The following is a 16,200-nucleotide window of genomic DNA, read 5'->3' as shown; positions in this document are numbered from 1 at the left end:
TTCACACCAGCCCTACGAGCGGACCCACCGGCCTCGTACCGGCGATGGTCAGGCCCAGCGGCCCGTTCGTCCAAGGAGCAGAGCCACCGCTGCCGTACCCGCGGTCGAGGTCCGCAGTACCGTGCGTCCGAGTCGGTAGGGGCGCGCCCCCGCGTCCGCGAAGGCGGTCAACTCCTGCGGGGAAACACCGCCTTCGGGCCCCACGACAAGCACGATTGACCCCTCGGCGGGCAGTTCGACGGTAGCGAGCGGCTCTGCGCCCTCCTCATGGAGCACCGCCGCGAAGTCGGCGTCAGCGAGTAGGGCTGCGATCTGTTTGGTCGTGGCTGCGTCCGCGACCTCGGGAAAGCGCAGTCTGCGGGACTGCTTCCCGGCCTCCCTGGCGGTTGCCCGCCATTTGGCGAGGGCCTTGGCTCCGCGTTCGCCCTTCCACTGGGTGATGCAGCGGGCAGCGGCCCACGGCACGATGCGGTCCACACCGGTCTCGGTCATGGTTTCGACGGCGAGTTCGCCACGGTCGCCCTTGGGGAGCGCCTGAACGACGGTGATACGGGTGCGCGGCTCGGGCTCTTCGGGCAGGCTCAGCACCTCCACGGTGAGCCGATCCCTGCCCTCCGCCGCTACGACGACACCGGCAGCCCCCCGGCCGAGGCCATCGGTGAGCACGATCTCCTCGCCCGGCTGCAATCGCCGTACGGAGACGGCGTGTCGCCCCTCGGGGCCGTCCAGGATGATCCGGGCGCCGGGAGCGGCGCCACCCAGGGAGTCCAGCAAGAACACGGGGGCGGTCAACGGGACTCCTCCTGGGCGTAGTTCACACTCGCCGCGTCCAGTTCATCGGCGAGGACCTCGACGAGTTGAGCGGCGGGCAACTCACGCGCCAATCGATGCCCCTGCCCCGCCCAGAGCGCCATGCCCTGCGCATCGCCTGTCTTCGCGGCGGCCTTCCGCAGTCCGGTGGTCAGATAGTGCACTTGGGGATAGGCAGCGGGCGCGTACGGTCCGTGTTCCCGCATAAAGCGGTTCACCAGACCGCGGGCGGGTCGTCCGGTGAAGGCTCGGGTCAGTTCCGTACGGACGAAGAGGGGATTGGTCATGGCCCGCTTGTGCAGAGGGTGTGCGCCCGACTCGGGGCAGACGAGAAACGCGGTCCCGAGCTGGGTGGCGTCCGCGCCGGCGGCGAGCGCGGCGGCGATCTGGCTGCCGCGCATCAGCCCACCGGTGGCGACAAGGGGCAGCTCGACGGTCTCCCGGACGAGTGCGATGAGGGTGAGCAGTCCGATGCCGCTCTGGTCGGTGGCGAAGTCATCGCGGTAGGTGCCCTGGTGCCCGCCGGCTTCGACGCCCTGCACACACAGCACATCGGCACCCGCCGACTGGGCGATCTGCGCCTCTTCCGGAGTGGTGACGGTGACCACGGTGACGGTCCCCGCCTTGGCGAAGGACTCCAGGACCGCGCGGCTGGGGCAGCCGAAGGTGAAGGAGACCACGGGGACGGGGTCGTCCCGAAGGATGGCGAGCTTGGCCTCGTAGCCATCATCACGACCGGAGTCGGGGTCACCGAGCGGGGTCTCGTACCAACTCACCTCACCGGCGAGTTGCTGGCGGTAGACCTCGATGGCGGCGGAGTCCGCGGTCCTGGGTTGCGGCATGAAGAGATTGACGCCGAAGGGCCGCGAGGTGAGCCCACGGATCTGTTTGACCTCTTGGTACATACCGTCCACGGTCTTGTACCCGGCGGCCAGGAACCCGAGGCCGCCGGCCTCGGATACGGCGGCGGCCAACTGCGGGCACGACGCTCCGCCCGCCATGGGCGCCTGCACGATCGGATACCGACAGAGATCGGTCAGTACGGAGGACATGTGTGCATCGTGTCATGCCACTGACGGCCCACCGAATCGAGCCTGACCTCTCCACACGAGGAGACTGGCCCTGCTTTCTACGGTGCTTCTGCGCAGGTCGGAGGCCCTGTCATGGGGCGGTGAGTGAGGCGGGTCCAGACGGCGGATCGTCCATCTGGCGGATATGGCGCCAGCTCTCGCACCAGTGAGTTCAAGCCAAGTGATGACCCCGGACTAGTGACCCCGGACTGGTCAGGAGAACGAGGAACCGGTCCCGGCTGACCGGGTCCGGGCCGGGGAGACCATGCCCCCGTACCCTCCACCCGGGCCAAGGCCGCGAACACTCCGCCCCGGGCCGGGGGCTCCACACCCCCGTACCCTCCACCCGGGCCGAGGGACCCTCACCTGTTGTACGCGACACACGAACCGATAGTCGGGGCGTCCGATCTCATCCGGCAGTCGGTCGGATCTGACTCGACTGCCACCACGAGCGGTTGCCTTCAGCAACCGCTTCCGCCCCTCAAGCCGACTACCGCCCGTTAAAAGCATCCTTCAATCGTGAAAACAGTCCCTGCTGCCCGGGCTGGAACTGGCCCAACGGCCGTTCCTCCCCGCGCAACTTCGCCAACTCCCGGAGCAATCTCTCCTGCTCCGGGTCCAGCTTGGTCGGGGTCATCACCTCAACATGCACGATCAGATCGCCGCGCCCCCCACCTCGTAGATGGGTGACACCACGACCGTGCAGCGGGATGGACTGGCCGGACTGCGTGCCGGGCCGGATGTCGATCTCTTCCACCCCGTCGAGCGTCTCCAACGGCACCTTCGTACCGAGCGAGCCCGCCGTCATGGGAATCGTCACCGTGCAGTGCAGATCGTCACCGCGGCGCTGGAACACCGCGTGGGGCAGTTCATGGATCTCGACATAGAGATCACCGGCAGGACCACCGCCGGGGCCGACCTCGCCTTCACCGGCGAGTTGGATCCGGGTGCCGTTGTCGACACCGGCCGGAATCTTCACCGTCAGCGTGCGACGAGACCGGACCCGGCCATCGCCGGCGCACTCCGGGCAGGGGGTGGGCACGACGGTACCGAAGCCCTGGCACTGCGGACACGGCCGCGAGGTCATGACCTGCCCCAGGAAGGAGCGGGTGACCTGCGAGACCTCACCGCGGCCCCGGCACATGTCACAGGTCTGAGCCGAGGTACCCGGCGCCGCGCCCTCACCGGAGCACGTCGTACAGACCACGGCGGTGTCGACCTGGATGTCCTTGGTCGTCCCGAACGCGGCCTCGTTCAGATCGATCTCCAGACGGATCATCGCGTCCTGGCCCCGCCGCGTACGCGATCTGGGCCCACGCTGGGACGCCGTACCGAAGAAGGCGTCCATGATGTCCGAGAAGTTTCCGAAGCCGCCGGCTCCGAAGCCCGCCGCGCCGGCGCCACCCGCCTGGGACAGCGGGTCGCCGCCGAGGTCGTAGACCTGTTTCTTCTGCGGGTCCGAAAGCACCTCGTAAGCGGCGTTGATCTCCTTGAACCGCTCTTGGGTCTTCGGATCGGGGTTCACATCCGGATGGAGCTCACGCGCCAGCCGGCGGAACGCCTTCTTGATCTCGTCCTGCGATGCGTCGCGGCGCACGCCGAGTACGGCGTAGTAGTCCGTGGCCACTTACGACTCCGCCAGGATCTGTCCGACGTAACGTGCCACTGCGCGTACCGCTCCCATCGTTCCGGGGTAGTCCATGCGGGTCGGTCCGACCACGCCGAGTTTGGCGACTGCCTCGTCGCCAGAACCGTAGCCGACGGCGACTACGGACGTTGAGTTGAGGCCCTCATGGGCGTTCTCATGACCGATGCGTACCGTCATGCCCATACCGCCGGACTCTTTGGCCTCCCCCAGGAGCTTGAGAAGCACCACATGCTCCTCAAGGGCTTCCAGGACGGGCCTGATCGTCAACGGAAAGTCATGTCCGAAGCGGGTGAGATTGGCGGTGCCGCCGATCACCAATCGCTCCTCGGTCTCCTCGACCAGCGTCTCCAACAACGTGGAGAGCACGGTGGAGACGGCCCCCCGGTCCTCCAGGTCGAAGGAGTCCGGAAGATCCTGCACCAGTTGGGGCACATCCGCGAAGCGACGCCCGACGACCCTGCTGTTGAGGCGGGCCCGGAGATCCGCGAGCGGAGTGTCCCCAAAAGGCGCAGGACAGTCAACCATGCGCTGCTCGACCCGGCCGGTATCGGTGATCAGTACGAGCATCAGCCGGGCGGGCGCGAGGGAGAGCAGTTCCACGTGCCGAACCGTGGAGCGGGTGAGCGAGGGGTACTGCACGACTGCGACCTGCCGGGTCAGCTGCGCCAGCAGCCGTACCGTACGGCCGACGACGTCGTCGAGGTCAACGGCTCCGTCCAGGAAACTCTGGATGGCGCGGCGCTCGGCGGACGACAGCGGTTTCACTCCGGCAAGCTTGTCCACAAAGAGGCGATACCCCTTGTCCGTGGGGATACGCCCGGCGCTGGTATGCGGCTGGGCGATAAAGCCCTCGTCCTCCAGAACCGCCATGTCATTGCGCACCGTCGCTGGCGAGACACCGAGCTTGTGCCGCTCGGTGAGCGCCTTGGAACCAACGGGCTCCTCGGTGCCGACATAGTCCTGGACGATGGCGCGCAGCACTTCGAGTCTGCGTTCACTGAGCATCGCGCACACCTCCAGCTGTGGTCCCACGGTGATCCTTCGGTCACTGCCTGGCACTCACCAGGTCCGAGTGCCAAGATTCCCCCGTGCCAGTGTACGGCCGTGGGGTACGCCCGTAGCAAGGGCGACCGGCCACGCTACCGCGCGCTTGTGCTGGTCGCTGCCAGTAGCGTCGCGGTATGGACGTCAGTTGGGAAGACTTCGGCTGGGAGCGATTGGCCGACGGGGTGGGGCGACGCCGGTTGCCAGGGTGGGACTCGACCAGTGGACTGGTCGTCGGCGCGGACGGTGTTCTGCTCTACGACACGGGTTCAACCGTGCGCGAGGGGGCCGAATTGCGCGCCGGGGCGCAGGCCCTGCTCGGCGGTCGCCGGGTGACGCACATCGCACTGAGCCATCCGCATTTCGACCATGTGATGGGAACCGCCGCCTTCGCTGGGGCCGAGGTGTTCGGCGTGGTGGGCATCGACTCACTGCTGCTTCGGGAACGGGAAGCGCTGCGCTCTGATGCGGTACGTCATGGAGTGGCCGTGCGGGACGCCGCGGAGGCGGCGGATCTCCTGGTGGCCCCTCGGCACACGGTCTCGGCGGAGCGGACCCTCGACCTGGGCGGCGGCCGACTGGTGGTCCTGGTGAACGTGGGGCCGGGGCACACCGGCCATGATCTGGCGATGCTGGTGCCGGGAAGCCCGACGGTGGTGTTCTGCGGCGATCTGGTGGAGGAGTCCGGCGAGCCGCAGGCGGGTCCGGACGCCATCGGGGCCCACTGGCCCGCGGCGCTGGACCGGTTGCTGTCGCTCGGCGGCGAGGACGCGTCGTATGTGCCGGGGCACGGCGCGGTCGTCGACGCTTCGTTTGTGCGTGCCCAGCGGGATGCGCTGGCGGAGCGGTTCGGGCTGTCGTAGCGTCGGCCGAATGCGCAGCTACAGCCCTGATCTGACACCCCCTTGGAAGAAATCCGCCCCGGCCAGGGAGGTCGCGGCCGACCCCTCCGATCCCGATCTGGTGGTGGAGGAGGTCAGTACGGGCTTCTGCGGTGCGGTGGTGGCCTATGAGGCCGGAACGGTGACCCTGGAGGACCGCTTCGGCAAGCACCGGGTCTTCCCACTGGAGCCGCGGGGATTTCTGCTGGACGGCGAGGTGGTGACGCTGGTCCGCCCGGGCACGGGGAGACCGGCCCGCCCGGTCGTGACGGCCTCCGGATCACTGGCCGTCCCCGGCGCTCGGGCGCGGGTCGCCCGGGCCGGCCGGATCTATGTGGAGGGTCGCCATGACGCGGAGCTCGTCGAACGCGTCTGGGGTGACGATCTACGGATCGAGGGCGTGGTCGTGGAGTACCTGGAAGGCGTCGACGACCTCCCCGCGGTGGTCGCGGAGTTCGCTCCCGGTCCGGACGCCCGGCTCGGAGTGCTGGTGGACCATCTGGTTCCGGGGTCGAAGGAGTCCAGAATCGCCGCTTCGGTGACGGACCCGCACGTCCTGGTGGCCGGGCATCCCTTCATCGATGTCTGGGAGGCCGTGAAGCCATCGTCGCTCGGCATCCGGGCATGGCCCGTGGTACCGCGCGGCCAGGACTGGAAGACGGGGGTGTGCCGGGCGCTGGGCTGGCCCGAGAACACCGGTGCGGTGTGGCAGCACATCCTCTCGAAGGTGCGGTCGTACCGGGATCTGGAGCCTGAGCTGCTGGGACGGGTGGAGGAGCTCATCGATTTTGTGACAGTGCCACCCGCGACCGGCGAATGAGCCGGGGCGCTGACCGATCGACTCCCCCTGCCTCGGTCGCGGCGCCCGGCGCGCTGTGCCCGGACGCCCGCGCTCCGACGCCCGCGTCCATGGACCGGCGGTGCGGTCGCGCGGTAACCGGCGGGCCGCCTGGCCGTGCCCTGCCTCACTGTCCCCCGCCCCGGTCGTGCTCGGAGGGATGCCGGGTGGCGGGAACCGGCGGGCTGCCCAGCCGCGCCCTCAACCGGTCGTGGGCGGAAGGGGGCCCGGCGGGAGCGATGGTCGCTCGGCCGCGCGGAGAGCACGCCGGCCGAGGTCAGTCGACCAGGTCCCGGACGACACCGTCGGCCAGCAGCCGCCCCGGCTGGGTCAGCACCGCCTGCCCGGCCCCGTAGGGCTCCCGCTCCAGCAGCCCCTTCGCCAGCGCCTCGCGCGCCGCCGCCAGCCCGGCCGGCCGCAGCAGCGACAGCGGCACACCCTCCCGTAGCCGTAGCTCCAGCAGAATCCGCTCCACCCGGCGGTCCTCGGCCGTCAGCAACTCACGCCCCGCTCCCGGCGACCGCCCTTGGGCCAGTGCCGCCGCGTAGGCGCCGGGGTGTTTGACGTTCCACCAGCGGACTCCGCCCACATGGCTGTGCGCGCCGGGTCCCGCGCCCCACCAGTCCGCGCCACGCCAGTACAGCTCGTTGTGAGCGCACCGCCCGGCATCGGATGTGGCCCAGTTGGACACCTCGTACCAGGAGTAGCCGGCCGCTGTGAGCACCGAGTCCGCGATCAGATAGCGATCGGCGTGCACATCGTCGTCGGTCATCGGCACCTCACCGCGGCGGATACGCCGGGCCAGCTGGGTCCCTTCCTCAATGATCAGCGCGTACGCGGAGACATGGTCGGGCCCCGCGCCCACAGCGGCAGCGAGCGAGGCGCGCCAGTCGTCATCGCTCTCTCCCGGGGTGCCGTAGATCAGATCCAGGTTCACATGGTCGAAGCCGGCGGCCCGAGCCTCCGCGACACAGGCCTCGGGGCGGCCGGGCGTGTGCGTACGGTCGAGGATCTTCAGCACATGCTGGCGCGCGCTCTGCATACCGAAGGAGACGCGGTTGAAACCGCCGGCCCGCAGTTCGGCCAGATACTCCGGGTTCACGGACTCCGGGTTGGCCTCCGTGGTGATCTCAGCGCCGTCCGCGAAGCCGAACTCCTCCCGTACCGCGTCAACCATTCCCACCAGGTCGGACGCGGCCAGCAGCGTTGGCGTACCGCCTCCCACGAACACCGTGCTGACCCGCCGGGGATCATCGCCGAGGACCTTGCGGGCGAGGCGAACCTCGTCGGCGAGCGTGGCCGCGTAGTTGTCGCGGGAGGCCAGCACACCGCCCGAGCCACGCAGCTCGGTCGCGGTGTAGGTGTTGAAGTCGCAGTAGCCGCAGCGGGTGGCGCAGTACGGAACATGGAGATAGAACGCGAGCGGCCGGTCGGCAGCCCCCTCAAGGGCGGACGCGGGGAGCGACCCGTCCTCGGGCATGGGTTCGCCGTCAGGCAGTACGGAAGGCATACCCCCATTGTCCGTCACGGCTGGGCATGCACGCCGTCTCGGGCGCCAGCGGCTCCGGGCAGGGGGCATCGGGGCGGGGCACAGCCGTTGCAGCGCGGGTTCACCACCCCGACCTGGACGATCTTTCCGGTCCGGCTCGACCGGCACACGCCAGACGACCCACGAAGGAATGCTCCGCCGCCCTGGCGGCCCGCTCAGCCTCCGGTCAATGCCCGGAGCCGACCACTAGGACTCGCGCGCTCCCGCGTACATCTCTTCGATCAAGTGCGTGAACTCACGCTCGACCGCCGGGCGCTTCAGTTTGAGGCTGGGGGTGAGATCGCCGTGCTCGACGTCGAGGTCCCGCGGCAGCAGCCGGAACTTCTTCACCGTCTGCCAGCGCTGAAGCCCCTCGTTGAGCCGGTTCACATACCCCTGGATCAGTTCGACCGTCGCCGGAGCCGCGACCGTCTCCGCGTAGGACTTCCCGGCCAGACCGTGGTCCTGGGCCCAGCCGAGGAGGGTCGGCTCGTCCAGGGCGATCAGCGCCGTACAGAAGTTGCGGTTGGCACCGATGACCACGATGTTCGAGACGAACGGGCAGATCGCCTTGAACTGGATCTCGACCTCGGTCGGCGCGATGTACTTTCCGGCCGAGGTTTTGATCAGGTCCTTCTTACGGTCTGTGATCCGCAGATAACCGTCGGCGGAGAGTTCGCCGATGTCGCCGGTGTGCAGCCAGCCGTCGGGCTCCAGGACCTCCCGGGTCTTCTCCGGCAGTCCGTGGTAGCCCTCCATGATTCCGGGGCCGCGCAGCAGGATCTCGCGGTCATCCGCGATGCGGACCTCGGTGCCGGGCAGTGGCTTGCCCACCGTGCCGGTGCGGTAGGCCTCGCCCGGGTTGACGAAGGAGGCAGCGCTGGACTCGGTGAGTCCGTATCCCTCCAGGATGTGGATTCCGGCTCCGGAGAAGAAGTAGCCGATCTCGGGTGAGAGAGCCGCGGACCCCGAGACCGCGGCCCGTAGCCTGCCGCCGAAGGCCTCACGGAGTTTGGAGTAGACGAGCGCGTCAGCGGCCTTGTGCTTGGCGCGGAGGGCGAAGGGCACGGACGCCTTGCCCGTTCGCCGGAAGTTGTCCTGGGTGGCCTTGGCGTACTCGCGAGCAACTTCGGCCGCCCACTGGAAGATCTTGTACTTTGCCGGACCGCCCGCCCGGGCTTTCGCGGCCACTCCGTTGTAGACCTTCTCGAAGATGCGTGGCACGGCGGCCATATAGGTCGGCTGGACCACGGGAAGATGCTCGATGATCTTGTCTACCCGACCGTCCACCGCGGTGACATGGCCCAGCTCGATGTGCCCGGAGGTGAGCACCTTGCCGAACACATGGGCGAGCGGCAGCCAGAGGTACTGCACATCGTCCTTGGTCACCAGGCCGGTCGCGGCGATCGCCTTCGCCATGTACGACCAGTTGTCATGCGGGAGACGGACGCCCTTGGGTCGACCGGTGGTCCCGGAGGTGTAGATCAGTGTCGCGAGCTGATCGGCCGCGATCGCGTCGATACGTTCCTTGACTGCTTCGGGGTTCTCTTCCAGATAGCGGGCGCCGCGCTCCTCCAGGTCCGCGAGCGAAAGGACCCAGCCGTCGGGGTCGGTCTCGTCCTCCTCCACCCCAGTGGGGTCGATGACCACGACATGACTCAACGCGGGCAACTGCGCCCGCCGCTCCCGGGCCTTGGCCAGTTGGGTGGCGTCCTCGGCGATCAGCACCTTGCTGCTGGAGTCGGCGAGGATGTACGCCGACTCCTCGGCGTTGGTGGAGGGATAGACGGTGGTGGTCGCACCACCGGCGCACATCACACCGAGGTCAGCGAGGATCCACTCGACCCGGGTGGCACACAACAGTGCGACGCGGTCCTCCGACTGCACCCCGAGACCGATCAGACCAGCCGCGATGCGATACACCCGCTCGGCGGTCCGACCCCAACTGAGCGACTTCCAGTCATCGGGACCCTGCCCCGAGGCAGGAGGCACCGGATAGCGGAACGCCTCGGCGTCCGGCGTGGCACTCACGCGCTCGACGAAGAGGTTCGCCACCGAGGGCGGCCGGTTCTCGATCAGGGTCTTTGTGTCGCTCACGACGTCCTCCGGGCCTGCGGCAGTACTGCACGACTGGCTGGTTTTTAAACTGGCGAGTAACCATCGAGCCGTGATCAGAGTAGAACGCACTGTGCCGGTGCGTAAGAGGCTGCGGGCTGCCGCTTCATAACGAAGACGGACGCGGAGTGCGGTCGAAAGCAAACGGAGAGCACTGGTCCATGAGCCGGGGTACGCGCAACCCCCGCCACGCTGAACGACCAGGTGCGAAGCGACCGCCGACAGGCACTACGGCGTACCACGCGAGAGGCTTCTACCGGGTGCGACCGACGATGGGTCTCAGCGGCTTCGCCCCGGGCACATCCGGGGCCGCCCCGGGTTCTCTCTGTGCGTCTCTCGCTGTCTCTACGTGTCTCTCGCTGCTTCCACGTGTCTCTACGTGACGTGGCGTGGCTCTACGCGGCGTGGCTCTCCGCGCTTCAGAGGGGGGTTGCCGACGTGGGCGAGTCGCAGGGGGTGTGGCCGGCTCTCAGGCCTCTGTTCGGCGACGGTGTCCGCCATCGGATCAGTGGTCCTGGTCAGGCGGCTGGCGCGCTGCCCGTGAGCTGAAGTGCTGCGACTCCGCAGAGCCGACCGGCATTCACGCCTCTGGTCTGCGGTCTGCGGTCTGCGGTCTGCGGTCTGCGCATGGTCTGGTCTGGTCTGGTCTGGTCTGCTCTGCTCTGCTCTGCTCTGCTCTGCTCTGCTCTGCTCTGCTCTGCTCACAGAAGACGGTCTGTGGCCGCAGAACGTGGCCCGGTGTGGGAACTCGGGCCGTGCGGACGGCCCGAGCTCCCCACCACTACTTCTTCGCCTTGCCTCCGCTGTCGTCACTGGACAGCACGGCGATGAAGGCCTCTTGCGGAACCTCCACGCTGCCGACCATCTTCATCCGCTTCTTGCCTTCCTTCTGCTTCTCCAGCAGCTTCCGCTTACGGGAGATGTCACCGCCGTAGCACTTGGCGAGAACGTCCTTGCGGATGGCGCGGATCGTCTCGCGGGCGATGACCCGGGAGCCGATCGCGGCCTGGATCGGAATCTCGAAGGCCTGCCGGGGGATCAGCTCACGCAGCTTGGCGACCAGCCGCACTCCGTAGGCGTAGGCGGCGTCCTTGTGCGTGATGGCGGAGAAGGCGTCGACCTTGTCGCCGTGCAGCAGGATGTTCACCTTGACCAGGCTGGACGTCTGCTCGCCGGTGGGCTCGTAGTCGAGCGAGGCGTATCCGCGGGTCTTGGACTTCAGCTGGTCGAAGAAGTCGAAGACGATCTCCGCCAGGGGGAGGGTGTAGCGGATCTCGACCCGGTCCTCGGAGAGGTAGTCCATGCCGAGCAGCGTGCCGCGACGGGTCTGGCAGAGTTCCATGACGGCGCCGATGAACTCGCTGGGTCCGAGGATCGTCGCCCGTACGACCGGCTCGTAGACCTCGTCGATCTTGCCTTCGGGGAACTCACTCGGGTTGGTGACCGTGTGCTCGGTGCCATCCTCCATGAGGACGCGGTAGACCACATTGGGCGCGGTGGCGATCAGGTCGAGGCCGAACTCGCGCTCCAGCCGCTCGCGAATCACATCCAGGTGCAGCAGCCCGAGGAAGCCGACCCGGAAGCCGAAGCCGAGGGCCGCCGACGTCTCCGGCTCGTAGACCAGTGCAGCGTCGTTGAGCTGGAGCTTGTCGAGGGCGTCGCGCAGCTCGGGGTAGTCCGAGCCATCCAACGGATACAGGCCGGAGAACACCATCGGCTTGGGTTCCTTGTAGCCGCCGAGCGCTTCGGTGGCGCCCTTGTGCTGCTGGGTGATGGTGTCGCCGACCTTGGACTGGCGGACGTCCTTCACACCGGTGATCAGATAGCCCACCTCGCCGACGCTGAGGCCATCGGCCGACAGCATCTCGGGCGAGTTGGTGCCGATCTCCAGTAGCTCGTGGGTGGCTCCGGTGGACATCATCCGGATGCGCTCGCGCTTGCCGAGCTTGCCGTCGATGACTCGTACGTAGGTGACGACACCGCGGTAGGAGTCATAGACGGAATCGAAGATCATGGCGCGGGCGGGCGCGTCGGCCACACCGACCGGCGCGGGTACCTCGCGGACCACCCGGTCCAGCAGGGCGTCCACACCGACACCGGTCTTGGCCGAGACCTTGAGCACATCCTCCGGGTCGCAGCCGACCAGATTGGCCAGCTCTTCGGAGAACTTCTCCGGCTGGGCCGCCGGCAGGTCGATCTTGTTGAGAACCGGAACGATCGTGAGGTTGTTCTCCATCGCCAGATAGAGGTTCGCAAGGGTCTGCGCCTCGATGCCCTGGGCCGCGTCCACCAGGAGGACCGTGCCCTCGCAGGCGGCCAGGGAGCGGGACACCTCATAGGTGAAGTCGACGTGCCCCGGGGTGTCGATCATGTTGAGGATGTGGGTGGTGCCTTGGTCCGGTCCCTCGCTCGGCGCCCAGGGCAGTCGAACCGCCTGGGACTTGATCGTGATGCCCCGCTCGCGCTCGATGTCCATCCGGTCGAGGTACTGGGCACGCATCTGCCGCTGGTCAACCACACCGGTCAGCTGAAGCATCCGGTCGGCGAGCGTGGACTTGCCGTGGTCGATGTGGGCGATGATGCAGAAATTGCGGATCAGCGCCGGGTCAGTACGGCTCGGCTCGGGCGCTTTGGGAGGAGTCGCGGGCACGCAGGGTCCTGATTCTTGAGACGCTGGGCGTCTCGTCTCGGGCGATGGCGGATCGATACCTAGCCTCTATGGTCCCATGGGTAGCGGACTGCGACCGGTTTGGGCTGCCTGGCCTGCGACTGGTAGCGTAGTCAGCTGTGTCTCGTGCCCGCTTCGGGCCGCTCCGCCCAGGGCTTCGATACGGAATTCCGCGCGGGACGCTCATCAAAGATCAATCGAACCTGAGAAGGCTCTTTCGTGGCGAACATCAAGTCCCAGATCAAGCGGAACAAGACGAACGAGAAGGCGCGCCTGCGTAACAAGGCCGTCAAGTCCTCGCTCAAGACCGCTGTCCGCAAGGCCCGTGAGGCCGCCGCCGCAGGCGACTTCGAGAAGGCCACCGTGGCCGCTCGCGAGGCCGCCCGCAAGCTCGACAAGGCTGTCTCGAAGGGCGTCATCCACAAGAACGCCGCCGCCAACAAGAAGTCGGCGCTGGCGAGCAAGGTTGCCGCTCTTCAGGGCTGAGTGCTCTTGATTTGACCGCCGGAAGGGTGAGTGGGCCCTCTCATCCCCTCCCGACCGGCACCCCAGGGTTCGCACTTGGACCTGCGTTCGCCACGCGGGTGCGAACCCAACCGCAAGACCTTGAAGGCCTCGGAGCTCGTTTCGTTCTTCTTCAGAACGAACGAGCCCGGGGCCTTCGTCTTGCCCATCTCGCTCCCACTCCAGCAGGTGCCTCCACCAGGAGCCCCGCAGAGGGTGCCAGGGCCTCCGCCAGGAGCCCCGCAGAGGGTGGCGCACGGCGAGGCTCTCAGGACAGAGCGGAGTGGGGGCGGGGGGTGTGTCTGAGAACGGGCACGTAGGCGGGGACGGGGACTGGTCGTATCCCGGCGGGAACCCCTCCCCTAGCGGCGGGAGCGAGCCACCCGGGCGATCGTCACCACTGCCTTCTCCAGCGCGTACTCCGGATCGTCGCCGCCTCCCTTGACACCCGCATCCGCCTCCGCCACGGCACGCAGCGCCACGGCCACCCCATCCGGCGTCCAGCCTCGCATCTGCTGGCGAACCCGGTCGATCTTCCAGGGCGGCATCCCGAGCTCACGGGCAAGGTCCGCGGGCCGGCCACCGCGCGCGGAGGACAGCTTTCCGATCGCCCGCACCCCCTGCGCCAGCGCACTGGTGATCAGGACGGGAGCGACCCCGGTCGACAGCGACCAGCGCAGAGCCTCCAAGGCCTCGGCGGTCCGTCCCTCCACCGCACGGTCAGCGACATTGAAGCTGGAGGCCTCGGCGCGTCCCGTGTAGTAGCGGCCGACCACCTCCTCGTCGATCGTGCCCTCGACATCCGCTGCGAGCTGGGAGACGGCACTCGCCAGCTCCCTTAGATCGCTACCGATGGAATCGACGAGTGCCTGGCATGCCTCCGGCGTCGCCGATCTACCGATTGCCCGGAACTCGGAGCGTACGAAGGTGAGCCGCTCTGCCGGCTTGGTGGTCTTGGGGCAGGCGACCTCACGCGCACCCGCCTTACGGGCCGCGTCCAGCAGGCCCTTGCCCTTGGCTCCTCCGGGGTGGAGCAGAACCAGGGTGATCTCTTCGACCGGAGCCGTGAGATAGGCCTTTACATCCTTGATCGTGTCGGCGGAGAGGTCCTGTGCGTTTCGCACGATGACCACTTTGCGCTCGGCGAAGAGGGAGGGGCTGGTCAGCTCGGCAAGGGTGCCCGGTTGAACCTGGTCGGCGGTGAGGTCGCGGACATCCGTATCGGCGTCGGAGGCACGCGCTGCCGCGACCACCTGCTGTACCGCGCGATCGAGGAGCAGATCCTCCTGGCCCACGGCGATGGTGACGGGGGCGAGCGGATCGTCGTTCGAATTCTTCCTGGTGGCCATCGCGTCCAGCATCCCATGCGCCACTGACACTCCGTTCCGTAACGGACAATGGCCAGGTGAGCGAGGAACGACACGTACTGGTGCTGCCGGACCGCGACACCGCTGAGGAGGTGGCGCAGGAGTTGGCGCACCGCTTCGGCGTGGGTGAGGAACCGCAGCTGATACGGGATGCGCTGGCGGGCGAGGACGATGCTGAGGACGCTCAGTGGCTGGTTGTCGTGGAGGATCCGGCGTCCCGCCTGGACCCGAGGGCACTCGACGACTTCGCCGCCGAGTACGAGGGCTGGCTGGAGGCCCCCTAGACCGCCAAGGCGCTGGGGTCGCTGGCCTGAGGTCCGGCCGCGTCCCATGGATCGGTCCGGTACTCGCTCACCCCTTGGTCTCGCGTGGATCGGGCGGCACCCTGTCCAGCCGAATCCCGAAGTGGTCGCGGTACGCCGCCAGGATCGAGGCGTCATCGGACAGCAGCCGTTCCTGGCGCTCGCCGTGTTCCGTGGTGACCAACTTGCGACCGCTGAGGGTGATCCGACCGTGGGTGGTGAGCCGCGTGCAGACCAGGGATTTGGTGAAGTGTGAGGCGGGCGATGTGCTGTGCCACCACGCACCAGCACGGAAGTCCGCCAGTTCGTGGGGCCGATTCTCCAAACGGAACTGGGGCCTTCCGCCCTGGTAGACGTCGAGATCGCCGTGTTCACCGGTCTCGACGATCCTGAACGACCCAGCCGGGTCGGGTTGCTCCTCCCGTTCGTCGAACGCGAGCGGATAGTGGGCATGCTCACCGAAGCCAACATCGACCAGCCAGCGCCCGCTGCCGTCGACCGGCTCCACCAGCAGCGCCAGATGGTCATAGGGGATTCCCAGCCGCCCATCCGAGCCATGGACGCGCCCCGGCAGAAGGCTGACGGTGAATCCGAGATGACGCAGGAGCACGGCGAACGCTCCGTTTGCCTCGTAGCAGAGTCCACCGCGCCGACCATCGACGATCTTGGCGACGAGGGCCTTCTCCTCCAACACGATCTCTTCGCCGAGATGAACCGAGAGGTTCTCGAAGGGCACCGTACGTAAGTGCCGTAGCTGGAGGTCGCGCAGAGCGGCAGCATCCGCACGGGCGGGGCGGTTGGCGCCGATTCGCTGAAGATACCCATCCATGACGCCAGTGTGACCTGAGGCGCACCGGTGGACCATGCAGCAATAGTCCTAGGGCCCTGGGCCCCGTCGCAGCGCGCCGGGCGTGCGCGTCGGTGGGGAAGACGGCGTGCCGGTCGACGGGTACGGACAACCGCTCCCATCAGGGCAGGGCCGTCGCGTCGGGCGTCGGATGATGCTTCCCCGTGGATGCGGGGCTGGGCGCGTCCATGCCGGTCGGGGGGTGACGCCCCTCGGACATGGGCACGCAGGCCGTCTCCCGCCCCGGTCACCGCGATCGCTCCGTCCCTGTCCGTGCGCAGCACCCGCGCTCCCCCTGTCCGGAGGGCTCTGACCGTACGCGAGGAGGGGTGACCGTATGTGTTGTCCCGGCCGACGGAGATCAGCGCCAGCCGTGGTCGCGCCGCGTTGAGCAGGCCGGCGTGTTGATGAGCCGAGCCGTGGTGGGCGACTTTGAGTACATCAACCGGAGTCAGCTTCGGATGGGCCAGCAACAGGGCGCGCTGGGCTGGCGGTTCCAGGTCTCCGAGCAGCAGCAGTGTCGGACCCTTTGCGACACCTACCAGCAGGGTGACACTGGCGTCGTTTGGCCCGTCGGG

At 68.0% G+C, this 16,200-nt stretch carries 13 protein-coding genes and 1 pseudogene; 4 read left to right on the top strand and 10 right to left on the bottom strand.

Annotated features, from left to right (window positions below; genetic code table 11):
- Nucleotides 1-48: 48 nt before the first annotated feature.
- The 4 genes from NBG84_RS09350 to hrcA all read right to left on the bottom strand — a co-directional run bounded on the left by NBG84_RS09350 (nt 49) and on the right by hrcA (nt 4,533).
- Nucleotides 49-792, bottom strand: coding sequence for a 16S rRNA (uracil(1498)-N(3))-methyltransferase (locus NBG84_RS09350; protein ID WP_250918852.1), 744 nt, complete (start codon nt 790-792; stop codon nt 49-51).
- Nucleotides 789-1,862, bottom strand: a complete 1,074-nt coding sequence (locus NBG84_RS09345) for a nitronate monooxygenase (protein WP_250918851.1) — start codon at nt 1,860-1,862, stop codon at nt 789-791. Before NBG84_RS09345 ends, NBG84_RS09350 begins: the two co-directional genes overlap by 4 nt.
- 508 nt (nt 1,863-2,370) lie before the next feature.
- Nucleotides 2,371-3,507, bottom strand: coding sequence for a molecular chaperone DnaJ (gene dnaJ / locus NBG84_RS09340; RefSeq protein ID WP_250918850.1), 1,137 nt, complete (start codon nt 3,505-3,507; stop codon nt 2,371-2,373).
- Nucleotides 3,508-4,533: a heat-inducible transcriptional repressor HrcA gene (gene hrcA / locus NBG84_RS09335; protein WP_250919151.1), complete on the bottom strand. Its 1,026-nt coding sequence runs from the start codon at nt 4,531-4,533 to the stop codon at nt 3,508-3,510.
- A 176-nt stretch (nt 4,534-4,709) separates the two neighbouring features.
- Here hrcA and NBG84_RS09330 point away from each other — a divergent pair, with 176 nt between their 5' ends.
- Both NBG84_RS09330 and NBG84_RS09325 read left to right on the top strand, forming a co-directional pair.
- Nucleotides 4,710-5,435: an MBL fold metallo-hydrolase gene (locus NBG84_RS09330; protein ID WP_250918849.1), complete on the top strand. Its 726-nt coding sequence runs from the start codon at nt 4,710-4,712 to the stop codon at nt 5,433-5,435.
- A 10-nt stretch (nt 5,436-5,445) separates the two neighbouring features.
- Nucleotides 5,446-6,273 (top strand): DUF3097 domain-containing protein, encoded by an 828-nt coding sequence (locus tag NBG84_RS09325; protein WP_250918848.1) that lies wholly within the window; start codon nt 5,446-5,448, stop codon nt 6,271-6,273.
- Between the two features lie 295 nt (nt 6,274-6,568).
- Here NBG84_RS09325 and hemW read toward each other — a convergent pair whose 3' ends face one another.
- The 3 genes from hemW to lepA form a co-directional block, all read right to left on the bottom strand.
- Nucleotides 6,569-7,801 (bottom strand): radical SAM family heme chaperone HemW, encoded by a 1,233-nt coding sequence (gene hemW, locus NBG84_RS09320; protein ID WP_250918847.1) that lies wholly within the window; start codon nt 7,799-7,801, stop codon nt 6,569-6,571.
- 225 nt (nt 7,802-8,026) lie between these two features.
- Nucleotides 8,027-9,916, bottom strand: a complete 1,890-nt coding sequence (locus NBG84_RS09315) for an AMP-dependent synthetase/ligase (RefSeq protein ID WP_250918846.1) — start codon at nt 9,914-9,916, stop codon at nt 8,027-8,029.
- A gap of 799 nt (nt 9,917-10,715) precedes the next feature.
- Nucleotides 10,716-12,584, bottom strand: a complete 1,869-nt coding sequence (gene lepA / locus NBG84_RS09310; protein ID WP_250918845.1) for a translation elongation factor 4 — start codon at nt 12,582-12,584, stop codon at nt 10,716-10,718.
- A gap of 237 nt (nt 12,585-12,821) precedes the next feature.
- Between lepA and rpsT the strand changes: the two genes are divergently transcribed.
- Nucleotides 12,822-13,088 (top strand): 30S ribosomal protein S20, encoded by a 267-nt coding sequence (rpsT, locus tag NBG84_RS09305; protein ID WP_250918844.1) that lies wholly within the window; start codon nt 12,822-12,824, stop codon nt 13,086-13,088.
- Between the two features lie 380 nt (nt 13,089-13,468).
- Here rpsT and holA read toward each other — a convergent pair whose 3' ends face one another.
- On the bottom strand, nt 13,469-14,455 hold the full coding sequence (gene holA / locus NBG84_RS09300; RefSeq protein WP_250918843.1) for a DNA polymerase III subunit delta: 987 nt from the start codon (nt 14,453-14,455) through the stop codon (nt 13,469-13,471).
- 56 nt (nt 14,456-14,511) lie between these two features.
- On the opposite strand from holA, the gene NBG84_RS09295 reads away from it, so the two are divergent.
- The gene (locus NBG84_RS09295) at nt 14,512-14,757 is read left to right on the top strand and encodes a hypothetical protein (protein ID WP_250918842.1); all 246 of its coding nucleotides are present in this window, start codon (nt 14,512-14,514) and stop codon (nt 14,755-14,757) included.
- Between the two features lie 67 nt (nt 14,758-14,824).
- Here NBG84_RS09295 and NBG84_RS09290 read toward each other — a convergent pair whose 3' ends face one another.
- Together NBG84_RS09290 and NBG84_RS09285 are read right to left on the bottom strand one after the other, a co-directional pair.
- Nucleotides 14,825-15,604: an arylamine N-acetyltransferase family protein gene (locus NBG84_RS09290; RefSeq protein WP_250918841.1), complete on the bottom strand. Its 780-nt coding sequence runs from the start codon at nt 15,602-15,604 to the stop codon at nt 14,825-14,827.
- Nucleotides 15,605-15,831: 227 nt separating this feature from the next.
- A pseudogene (locus tag NBG84_RS09285) lies at nt 15,832-16,200 on the bottom strand (ComEC/Rec2 family competence protein); the annotation flags it as partial.

The sequence above is a fragment of the Streptomyces albipurpureus genome (genome assembly GCF_023701525.1).
GTDB lineage: Bacteria > Actinomycetota > Actinomycetes > Streptomycetales > Streptomycetaceae > Streptomyces > Streptomyces albipurpureus.
This window is presented reverse-complemented; position numbering and strand designations above follow the sequence as displayed.

Bases quoted from the DNA above. Each gene is read 5' to 3' on its own strand.
- NBG84_RS09345 (WP_250918851.1), bottom strand. From the start codon at position 1,862: ATGTCCTCCGTACTGACCGATCTCTGTCGGTATCCGATCGTGCAGGCG.
- hrcA (WP_250919151.1), bottom strand. From the start codon at position 4,533: ATGCTCAGTGAACGCAGACTCGAAGTGCTGCGCGCCATCGTCCAGGAC.
- NBG84_RS09330 (WP_250918849.1), top strand. From the start codon at position 4,710: ATGGACGTCAGTTGGGAAGACTTCGGCTGGGAGCGATTGGCCGACGGG.
- NBG84_RS09325 (WP_250918848.1), top strand. From the start codon at position 5,446: ATGCGCAGCTACAGCCCTGATCTGACACCCCCTTGGAAGAAATCCGCC.
- hemW (WP_250918847.1), bottom strand. From the start codon at position 7,801: ATGCCTTCCGTACTGCCTGACGGCGAACCCATGCCCGAGGACGGGTCG.
- holA (WP_250918843.1), bottom strand. From the start codon at position 14,455: ATGGCCACCAGGAAGAATTCGAACGACGATCCGCTCGCCCCCGTCACC.
- NBG84_RS09290 (WP_250918841.1), bottom strand. From the start codon at position 15,604: ATGGATGGGTATCTTCAGCGAATCGGCGCCAACCGCCCCGCCCGTGCG.